Annotated in this window: 13 protein-coding genes and 1 pseudogene; 8 read left to right on the top strand and 6 right to left on the bottom strand. The window is 59.4% G+C overall.

Annotated elements, in window-relative coordinates; all coding sequences use genetic code 11:
• Positions 1-258 (top strand): nitroreductase family protein (locus AC6RA8_RS19495; RefSeq protein ID WP_500355039.1); only part of this gene is annotated, 258 nt, incomplete at its 5' end.
• Here AC6RA8_RS19495 and AC6RA8_RS19500 read toward each other — a convergent pair.
• Both AC6RA8_RS19500 and AC6RA8_RS19505 read right to left on the bottom strand, forming a co-directional pair.
• Positions 255-572, bottom strand: coding sequence for a DMT family transporter (locus AC6RA8_RS19500; protein ID WP_500355040.1), 318 nt, complete (start codon positions 570-572; stop codon positions 255-257). The two genes, AC6RA8_RS19495 and AC6RA8_RS19500, sit on opposite strands and share 4 nt — an antisense overlap.
• 117 nt (positions 573-689) lie before the next feature.
• Positions 690-1,151 (bottom strand): GNAT family N-acetyltransferase, encoded by a 462-nt coding sequence (locus AC6RA8_RS19505; RefSeq protein ID WP_500355041.1) that lies wholly within the window; start codon positions 1,149-1,151, stop codon positions 690-692.
• A 302-nt stretch (positions 1,152-1,453) separates the two neighbouring features.
• Between AC6RA8_RS19505 and AC6RA8_RS19510 the strand changes: the two genes are divergently transcribed.
• The 7 genes from AC6RA8_RS19510 to AC6RA8_RS19540 all read left to right on the top strand — a co-directional run bounded on the left by AC6RA8_RS19510 (position 1,454) and on the right by AC6RA8_RS19540 (position 4,753).
• Entirely contained in the window at positions 1,454-1,591 is a 138-nt protein-coding gene (locus AC6RA8_RS19510; protein WP_500355042.1) for a hypothetical protein, read from the top strand.
• Positions 1,584-2,090, top strand: a complete 507-nt coding sequence (gene rimM, locus AC6RA8_RS19515; protein WP_500355044.1) for a ribosome maturation factor RimM — start codon at positions 1,584-1,586, stop codon at positions 2,088-2,090. The genes AC6RA8_RS19510 and rimM overlap by 8 nt, the downstream gene beginning before the upstream one ends.
• A gap of 44 nt (positions 2,091-2,134) precedes the next feature.
• Positions 2,135-2,926 (top strand): tRNA (guanosine(37)-N1)-methyltransferase TrmD, encoded by a 792-nt coding sequence (trmD, locus tag AC6RA8_RS19520; RefSeq protein WP_500355046.1) that lies wholly within the window; start codon positions 2,135-2,137, stop codon positions 2,924-2,926.
• A 92-nt stretch (positions 2,927-3,018) separates the two neighbouring features.
• Entirely contained in the window at positions 3,019-3,384 is a 366-nt protein-coding gene (locus AC6RA8_RS19525; RefSeq protein WP_500355048.1) for a hypothetical protein, read from the top strand.
• 248 nt (positions 3,385-3,632) lie between these two features.
• The gene (gene rplS, locus AC6RA8_RS19530) at positions 3,633-4,022 is read left to right on the top strand and encodes a 50S ribosomal protein L19 (protein ID WP_500355050.1); all 390 of its coding nucleotides are present in this window, start codon (positions 3,633-3,635) and stop codon (positions 4,020-4,022) included.
• Positions 4,019-4,240: a 50S ribosomal protein L31 gene (gene rpmE / locus AC6RA8_RS19535; RefSeq protein WP_189368161.1), complete on the top strand. Its 222-nt coding sequence runs from the start codon at positions 4,019-4,021 to the stop codon at positions 4,238-4,240. The genes rplS and rpmE overlap by 4 nt, the downstream gene beginning before the upstream one ends.
• Positions 4,241-4,366: 126 nt before the next feature.
• On the top strand, positions 4,367-4,753 hold the full coding sequence (locus tag AC6RA8_RS19540) for a hypothetical protein (protein WP_500355052.1): 387 nt from the start codon (positions 4,367-4,369) through the stop codon (positions 4,751-4,753).
• On the opposite strand, the gene AC6RA8_RS19545 is transcribed toward AC6RA8_RS19540, so the two are convergent.
• From AC6RA8_RS19545 to AC6RA8_RS19560, 4 genes and pseudogenes are all read right to left on the bottom strand, one after another.
• Positions 4,750-6,042 (bottom strand): PQQ-dependent sugar dehydrogenase, encoded by a 1,293-nt coding sequence (locus AC6RA8_RS19545; protein WP_500355054.1) that lies wholly within the window; start codon positions 6,040-6,042, stop codon positions 4,750-4,752. The genes AC6RA8_RS19540 and AC6RA8_RS19545 overlap by 4 nt on opposite strands.
• 161 nt (positions 6,043-6,203) lie before the next feature.
• Complete coding sequence (locus AC6RA8_RS19550) at positions 6,204-6,548, bottom strand: c-type cytochrome (RefSeq protein ID WP_500355056.1); 345 nt, start codon at positions 6,546-6,548, stop codon at positions 6,204-6,206.
• Positions 6,549-6,749: 201 nt separating this feature from the next.
• Positions 6,750-7,394, bottom strand: a complete 645-nt coding sequence (gene eda / locus AC6RA8_RS19555; RefSeq protein WP_500355058.1) for a bifunctional 4-hydroxy-2-oxoglutarate aldolase/2-dehydro-3-deoxy-phosphogluconate aldolase — start codon at positions 7,392-7,394, stop codon at positions 6,750-6,752.
• Positions 7,395-8,057 (bottom strand): annotated as a pseudogene (locus tag AC6RA8_RS19560) (phosphogluconate dehydratase); the annotation flags it as partial. It lies immediately after the preceding gene.

Genomic DNA, 8,057 nt, shown 5'->3' on the forward strand with positions numbered 1-8,057 from the left:
ACCATGCCCGAAATGCGGCGTTATTCCGTGGTTGGGGCCGTCACACTCATGTGGCTTGCCGCAAGGTCAGAAGGGTTGGGCATGGGTTGGGTATCGATCCTCGACCCCGACCAATTGTGCCGCGATCTCAACGTGCCCAAAGGCTGGTCGCTCGTCGCCTACATGTGCGTCGGTTGGCCCGAGGAACAGTCCGACACGCCCGAACTCGAACGTGCCGGATGGGAACACCGGCACGACCTGATCGTCGAACACCGTTAACCAGCAGAGATTTTCAGCCCCGCAACCCCGACGACAATGGCAAGGGCCGAAACCACCTTGAGCGGCGTCAGCGCCTCTCCCAGAAACGTATAGCCCAAGGCGACGGTTCCAAGCGTCCCGACAGCGGTCCAGATCGGATAGGCCACACTGACGGGCAGATCGCGCAGGGCAAGAGTTAGAAATCCGATCCCTGCGATCACCGCCACAATGGTCACCACAGTGGCCCGCGCATTTGTGAACCCATCCGCATACTTCATGCTCATCGCAAAGGTCACTTCGAAAATGGCCGCCAGACCAAGGTAGAACCACGCCATTTTGAAAATCCTGCTTTTTGGAACTGATTGGTTCCAAACCTAGGTCACCACATTCGGGATGCAAGGGGAAAAGTGAATTGGCATGGGCAGACAGTGCTGCCCATGCCATGCCAACCGTTAGGCCAGCATCTTAGTAAATGTGACCTTGTCCTCATCCGGCCCAAAGAACGCCGGAATGGTCGCCACATGATCGTATCCACGCGCGCTGTAGAAGCGGCGCGCACGGTCCTGATCCGGCGTCTGGGTGGTGTCGATTACCAGCAGACGCGCATCGGACAACGCCGTTTCAACGGCGTGGATCAACACTGTTCCTGCCCCTTTGCCATGCAGATCAGGCGCAGTCGCAATCGCGCGCAGGTTCCACGTACGGTCCGTCAATGCCTCGCTTTGCACAAAGGCAAAGCCGACTGGCACACCGTCCTGTTCGACCACAAGCCAAAGGTCATCGCTGTCACCGCTCAAGCCGGGCGCCATCATGTCGGGCAACATGTCACCCGGAAACAGCGTGGCCTCGGCAATGAGGGCAAGAAAAGGGATGTCAGTGTCGCGCACAGGGCGCGTCTGAAAGAGGTCTGGCATAGCCATCCTTTCGTCAAGAATTGAATGATTTGAGAGGGTTCACACCAAGTGAACGCGAAAGGCAGGGCACACACCAAAAGCGTCGCGAAAGCGACGTTTTTGTTTCTGCTTGCATCATTTGCACGACGCCATGGGCATGTGCCCGTTTATACCGACATAAAATCTCCATTTCCGCACCTCCGGGCGCGGATGGCCTGCACCTAGCCGCCCAAGTGCCGCCATGGCAAGCACAGACTGGACAAAACACGCTAACGTGTCGCAAATGCCCCGAATGGCCAAGCGCCCCGCAGAGAGTGAGCCCCATGTTCGGATTGATCCGCACGCCTATCCTGATCCTGATCGCCTTCCTGGCGGGCCTGATGTTCGAACGCAGCCAGAGGGCAGAGGATTGTACGGAGCAAGGCGGCGTGATGCGTAACGGAGTGTGTTGGAATGAGTGACGATGTGATCTGCGTCGGCGCGATCAGCGGTGCCTACGGTGTTCATGGTGAGGTCCGGGTGAAATCGTTCTGCGCCCTGCCGGAGGACATCGAAACCTACAGCCCGCTCACAACGGAAGACGGCAAACACTCCTTTTCCCTTGCCCTCATACGCCCAATGAAAAACGGCTTTGTCGCCCGGATCGCCGAGGTCGCAACCAAGGAAGAGGCCGACGCGCTCAAGGGCACACAGCTTTTTGCTCGCCGCGATCAACTCCCGCACCTACCGGATGATGAATTCTACTACACGGATCTGGTTGGGCTCGAAGTGTTCGACACTGGCGGCACACCCTTGGGCCGCGTGAAGTCCGTACAAAACCACGGCGCCAGTGACCTACTTGAGGTGCACATGCCGGGGGCCACCACAACCGTCCTTTTGCCCTTCACCAAATCCGCAGTACCAACCGTAGATCTGGCTGCGGGCCGCATCGTCGCCGACCCGCCCGAAGGGTTGTTCTGATACCGGCCATTTCCCTCAGTCCCCGGATCGCTTAACAGACGTCTATGTCCACACCCTCCAAATCCCATGGTCGCAAAACCATCCGACCGACATTGAAACCGTCCTCGCTGATGGAGGAAGCTCCCGACCTTGTCGGTGTCTGGCAGGCCCGAATCGTAACCCTGTTTCCCGAAACCTTCCCTGGCGTGCTGGGTGCATCCCTGACCGGCAAGGCGCTGCAGGATGGCAAATGGCAATTACACACCCACGATCTGCGCGCACATGGGGTGGGCAAGCACCGCAATGTCGATGATACGCCCGCTGGCGGAGGCGCCGGCATGGTGCTGCGCGCCGATGTGGTCAGCGCGGCACTGACCGAGGCACAGGCCCACGCCCGCGGTCGCTGGCCAATCCTCTACATGTCCCCGCGGGGACAACGGTTTGATCAGGCCATGGCCCGCGATCTGGCGCGCTGCGATGGCGTCACAATGCTCTGCGGCCGCTTCGAGGGCGTGGACGAACGGGTGCTCGAACACTGGGGGATCACCGAGGTTTCTCTCGGAGATTTCGTCATGACCGGGGGTGAGATTGCCGCGCAAGCCATGCTCGACGCCACCGTGCGCCTCCTGCCCGGCGTTCTGGGCAACGCCGAAAGCGCTATCGAGGAGAGCCATTCGGGCGGTCTGCTGGAACACCCGCAATACACCCGCCCGGCCACGTGGGAGGGACGCGACATACCCGAGGTGCTGATGTCCGGACACCACGGCAAGGTGGCGGAATGGCGACAACAGATGGCCGAGGAGCTGACGCGGAAAAGACGGCCCGATCTGTGGGAAAAGCACCGCAATCCACGCTAAACTTACCCATTGAGCAGAAAATTAATTTAAGTTCGGCTCAATTTCGCCGCAAATTCGAAAAAAATAGAATATCGGCGCAACAGGGCAGACATATGCTGAAATTCTTCGCAAAACCGACCTATGGGGCAAATGCAGAAACTCAAAAGCCATTCACGCGGTTTGGCGGTGAGACCCAAAATCGGGTAAACGCCCCGCGCCTGACACGGTTCGAGCCACATAACGCAACCCCAGACAGTCGGGTTGGGGCGACATCTCCCAAACGCCTTGATCTCGCAACGGACATTCAAGGGGCTAGAGCGACACCCACAGCACTGATCGACGACGCAGCCCACCTGTATTCCACCGATCAGATCCCGCTTTGGGTCTTTAGAAAGGCGCTCCCTGCCCGCTTCGCCGGCGCTCAATCACCCGTCGAAGCAACAGATCCGGCTTCATTCGACGAGTTCCTCTTCCGCTAACCGCACACCCCCTTGATCGCCGTTAAACCTGCGCCTATACACCGATCAGCCTGACTCGGTTCATCCGAATTGGGTTGCTCGTGTTGCAGCGCCTTCTTCGGTGTCTTCCAGCGGCACCTGCATCCGAAACAAAAGGAATGATGACCTGACCTCTGGCGGGCGCGATGGCGGACCCGGTGAAGACGCAGAGCTCTTAGGCGCGACAAACCTTCGTGGGCAAACCACGAGCATGATAGGAGTGATGGTCAATGGACCTGATCGCACAGCTAGAGGCGGAACAGATTGCCGCCCTGGGGAAAGACATCCCCGACTTCAAAGCCGGTGACACCATCCGCGTCGGCTACAAGGTGACCGAAGGCACGCGCACCCGTGTGCAAAACTACGAAGGTGTCTGCATCGCCCGCAACAACGGCTCGGGCATCGCCGGTTCGTTCACCGTTCGCAAGATTTCCTTTGGCGAAGGCGTGGAACGTGTGTTCCCGCTGTTTTCAACCAACATCGACAGCATCACCGTGGTCCGCCGCGGTCGCGTGCGTCGCGCCAAACTGTACTACCTCCGCACCCGCCGCGGCAAATCGGCCCGGATCGCGGAAGTCGCCAACTACAAACCCAAGAAGTCCGAAGGAGCCGAGGCATGAAGGCCGATACGCATCCCGACTACCACATCATCGACGTCAAGATGACGGACGGCACCGTGGTTCAAATGAAATCCACTTGGGGCAAGGAAGGCGACCAACTGTCGCTCGACATCGACCCCTCCGTGCACCCCGCATGGACAGGCGGTTCGTCCCGCCTGATGGACACCGGCGGTCGCGTGTCCAAGTTCAAGAACAAATACGCTGGTCTGGGCTTCTAAAGCACCCACACCACGTAAAAGACAAAGCCGCTCCAATCGGGGCGGCTTTTTTCGTTCCATGTCAAAGCATCTTGCTGGACGGCATTGCTGCCGCGATAATATCCCGATCCGTCAGGAGGGACGAAGATGCGCAGCGCAGCAGTCACCGCAGCACTCTTGATCGCGGTCACTCCGGCCTCAGCCCAAGCCGATGGCAAAACAGCCATCAAACGCGCCAAGTCCGGTCAATTCGATGCTCAAGGCCAAGTACGCTGCGCGCAAGAGGTCGGACAGGCCCTTGGCACCTGTGACGCTGCCGTCGCCCGCGTGGCGGGATCAGCCGCGGTGGTCGTCACCTTCCCAAACGGCTTTGCGCGCATCCTGACATTCTCGGACAGCGCATTCCTGCGCGGTAGTGCAACCATGTCAGGGGTCGGAACGGATACAGAATGGCAGCTGACCGATGGCACCTACCGTATTCGGGTGGACGACCAGCGCTTCGTACTGCCCGAAACGCTGGTCTTCCCGGATTAGCCGCCGGGCGTCAGTTTGTAGATCGTACCTTCGTCGATGGACGTGTACAGGCTGCCATCCGGCCCCATCACGACTGACCGGAACCGGCCCGACTCCATGGGCAGGGTCATTTCGGTCACGTCCTCCACATCCGTCACATCCTCGTTGAAATGGATCACGTCGAGACGCTGACCAATGGGCGTACCGCCAAAACCGATCCCCATTATGCCGACAACCATTGCGCCGTTCCAATCGCCCCAGGCGTCTCCATCCAGGAATGCAGCCGAGGACATACCCTGCGACCAACCATTGTTGTTCCACACCGGGGGCATGGCGTCCGGATAGGTGTCGAAATCAGTCATTGGCATGTAGGCGGCGCGCTCGTACCGGTTCATCCCTTCTTCCTGGTTGGGGCTGTAACCGCAGTAGTCATCCGGGCAATCGGCACGCCCCGCCATGTTCGGGCGCGGATCCCAGCCAGCATTGCCACCGTTTTCCAGAATGGTGATTTCGTCCGAATGCCATGGCCCATGTTCCGCCGTGATGGCCTGCCCCGTCTCGGGGTGGAACGCGATGCCCTGCACGTTGCGGTGCCCATAGGTATAGGTCCGCGCATCAAAGCCCTCGGGCGGGCTGTTGTCGGTATGAGCGTTTCCGTCAGTGTCGATCCGGATCACTTTCGATCCCATCATTGTCGGGCTCTGCGGCACCTCGCCATTATGGGTGTCACCTGTGGTCAGCCACAATGCGCCATCCGCGCTGAACCTCACGCGACCCCCATTGTGAGCACCGGGGCCACCAAACGGGTGATCGGACGCCGCCATCTTGTAGGGCACATCGTCAATGATATCCGTCCGGTCCGATACACTGGTGAAGTCATCGCCGACCGTAAAACGCATCAGCCGGTTGGTGTGTGGATCCGACATGTTCGACGTCGAATAGACATATATGCGCCGGTTGTTGGCAAAGTCGGGGTCAAAGGCGACACCCATCATGCCCGCCTGCCCTTCACAGAACAGGTCAGCCCCATTGGCCGCATATCCCGCCGTTTCAGCAACGCCATAGAGGGCGTTTACCGTCCCATCCGGCATCCGCACGGACAGTCCCTTGCACTTTTCCGTAAACAGCATCGTGCCATCACCCAGGAACGCCATGTCCCAGGGGTTTTCAAGCCCGTCCAGCACAACCTCGTGCGTCAGACTGGTGGTGTTCATGCCGCTCTGGGCCAGCAAAGGCGATGAAGAAATGGCCGTCGCCGCAAGCAGTGATGCGATGACCGATAGTTTGGAATGCGTGATAAAGCCGGACATAGTTTCCTCCCTTAAATGGTGTCATTCGCCATCCGGAGGGTGCTCTTTGTTTTTATGTCCGGACAAGCCAGACTTTCACGGTATGGTCGTACCATACGCCGGTCAATGTTTGGCTTACGTTAGGGCAACTTTATGCCGATGCGACATTCGCATTCGTATGTTCAGTCGAATGCGGTCGCCACATAAACCGAAATATTGGCGATATCTTCGTCAGATAGCCTCTTGGCGTGAGAGATCATCAGGATCGAATTGGGCCCGATCTTTTCGCCGGCGCGATACCGTTCAAGCTGAGTGGCGATGTAAGCCGGCTCCAGATCAGCCAGCGCAGGATAGCTGGAGGCGCCTTGCGCCTTGTTGCCATGGCAGGCGCGGCACGATTTTCGAAAGATCGACTCTGCCGCTTCGACATCAATAGACGCACTGGCGCTGCTTTCATCCGTGGTGTCCGCCCAAAGGGCACCCGCACAAACACTTATCGCAGCGGTCAGAAGGCAACGTTTGAACATCGACACGGTCTCCTCTCCCAGCCCATTCCCTCAGTAGTAGAGAGTAAAGCGTGTTTCGTCCATTTCCGTGCCATGTCCGAAACGTGATCGGATGGTGTGTTCCGTGCGCTTTGATACGTAGGCTTTTACCAACAACGTCGGTTTCCTGCAGGCTGTACGAGCCGCACGGGATCAGGAACATCATCCCAAGCGCGGCCATCCTTAGCGGGGCAAGGCCGCAGCTTCTTTCGCCAAAGCTTCGATTCCGGCCCAATCTCCGGCCACAACCTTGTCCTTGGGCGCCACCCATGATCCGCCAGCGCAGACCACGTTGGGCAGGCTCAAATAGTTATCCGCATTGGCCATGCTTACCCCACCTGTCGGGCAGAAAGAGATCTGGGGCAACGGTGCACCAATCGCCTTCAAGGCAGGCGCACCGCCCGAGGCTTCGGCGGGGAAAAATTTGAGCATGTCATATCCTCGCTCAAACAATCCCATCGCCTCGGATGCGGTGGCAGCGCCCGGCAGCAACGGCAACTCCTCGGCTTCGCAGGCGGCGATCAGCGCCTCGGTTGCACCCGGGGATACCCCGAATTGCGCACCAGCCTCCTTGGCCGCTTTCACATCATCCGGCGTGACCAGCGTGCCGGCGCCGACAACCCCACCCGGCACTTTGGACATCGCTGCGATCACGTCCAATGCAGCTGGCGTGCGTAAAGTCACTTCAAGCGCGGGCAGGCCACCTGCCACCAGCGCCTCGGCCAGAGGTTGGGCATGGGCGACATCGTCCACCACGAGCACTGGCACAATCGGCGCAAGGTCACAGATTTCACGGGCACGCACGGCAGCGGCTTTGGCAGTCAGCATTCAAAAGTCTCCAAATACGGTTGCGCCAGTATTGGCGGACCCGACGGTATTGCGGAAGGCGTGGAACATGTCGCGCCCCACCCCCCAATGATTGGCCGAAAGATCGGCGGTGGCGTGGGGACGGTCAAGCACACCTTCGGTCAGAATTTCAAGCTGCCCGGCTTCCGCATCAACACGGATCAGATCACCATCCTGCACTTGCGCGATCACACCTCCATCCAGCGCCTCGGGGCAGACGTGGATGGCCGACGGCACCTTGCCTGACGCGCCAGACATGCGGCCATCGGTGACCAGCGCGACCTTCTGCCCGCGGCCCTGCATGATACCCAGTATCGGCGTCAGGCTGTGCAGTTCCGGCATCCCATTGGCTTTCGGCCCCTGGAACCGAACCACGATCACAAAATCGCCCTCGTTGAACTCGCCAGCCTTGAAGGCGGCCTTCACGTCATCCTGTTCATGAAACACGCGCGCCGGGGCTTCGACGACCCGGTGTTCCGGAGCCACGGCGGAGATTTTCATGACACCCGTTCCCAAGTTACCGACGAGGCGGCTGAGCCCGCCGGTTTCCTGGAATGGATCCGACGCGGGGCGTATAATCTTTTCATTCAGGCTTTTGCCAGCGCCCGGCTTCCAAGTCAGCGCGCCATCGATCAGCTTGGGTTC

Source organism: Tateyamaria sp., from assembly GCF_059783535.1.

Excerpts from the sequence above, each read along its gene's own strand:
- AC6RA8_RS19545 (WP_500355054.1), bottom strand. The coding sequence starts at position 6,042 with ATGTCCGGCTTTATCACGCATTCCAAACTATCGGTCATCGCATCACTG.
- AC6RA8_RS19540 (WP_500355052.1), top strand. The coding sequence starts at position 4,367 with ATGCGCAGCGCAGCAGTCACCGCAGCACTCTTGATCGCGGTCACTCCG.
- AC6RA8_RS19550 (WP_500355056.1), bottom strand. The coding sequence starts at position 6,548 with ATGTTCAAACGTTGCCTTCTGACCGCTGCGATAAGTGTTTGTGCGGGT.
- AC6RA8_RS19525 (WP_500355048.1), top strand. The coding sequence starts at position 3,019 with ATGCTGAAATTCTTCGCAAAACCGACCTATGGGGCAAATGCAGAAACT.
- rpmE (WP_189368161.1), top strand. The coding sequence starts at position 4,019 with ATGAAGGCCGATACGCATCCCGACTACCACATCATCGACGTCAAGATG.
- AC6RA8_RS19500 (WP_500355040.1), bottom strand. The coding sequence starts at position 572 with ATGGCGTGGTTCTACCTTGGTCTGGCGGCCATTTTCGAAGTGACCTTT.
- rimM (WP_500355044.1), top strand. The coding sequence starts at position 1,584 with ATGAGTGACGATGTGATCTGCGTCGGCGCGATCAGCGGTGCCTACGGT.
- AC6RA8_RS19505 (WP_500355041.1), bottom strand. The coding sequence starts at position 1,151 with ATGCCAGACCTCTTTCAGACGCGCCCTGTGCGCGACACTGACATCCCT.
- trmD (WP_500355046.1), top strand. The coding sequence starts at position 2,135 with ATGTCCACACCCTCCAAATCCCATGGTCGCAAAACCATCCGACCGACA.
- rplS (WP_500355050.1), top strand. The coding sequence starts at position 3,633 with ATGGACCTGATCGCACAGCTAGAGGCGGAACAGATTGCCGCCCTGGGG.
- eda (WP_500355058.1), bottom strand. The coding sequence starts at position 7,394 with ATGCTGACTGCCAAAGCCGCTGCCGTGCGTGCCCGTGAAATCTGTGAC.
- AC6RA8_RS19510 (WP_500355042.1), top strand. The coding sequence starts at position 1,454 with ATGTTCGGATTGATCCGCACGCCTATCCTGATCCTGATCGCCTTCCTG.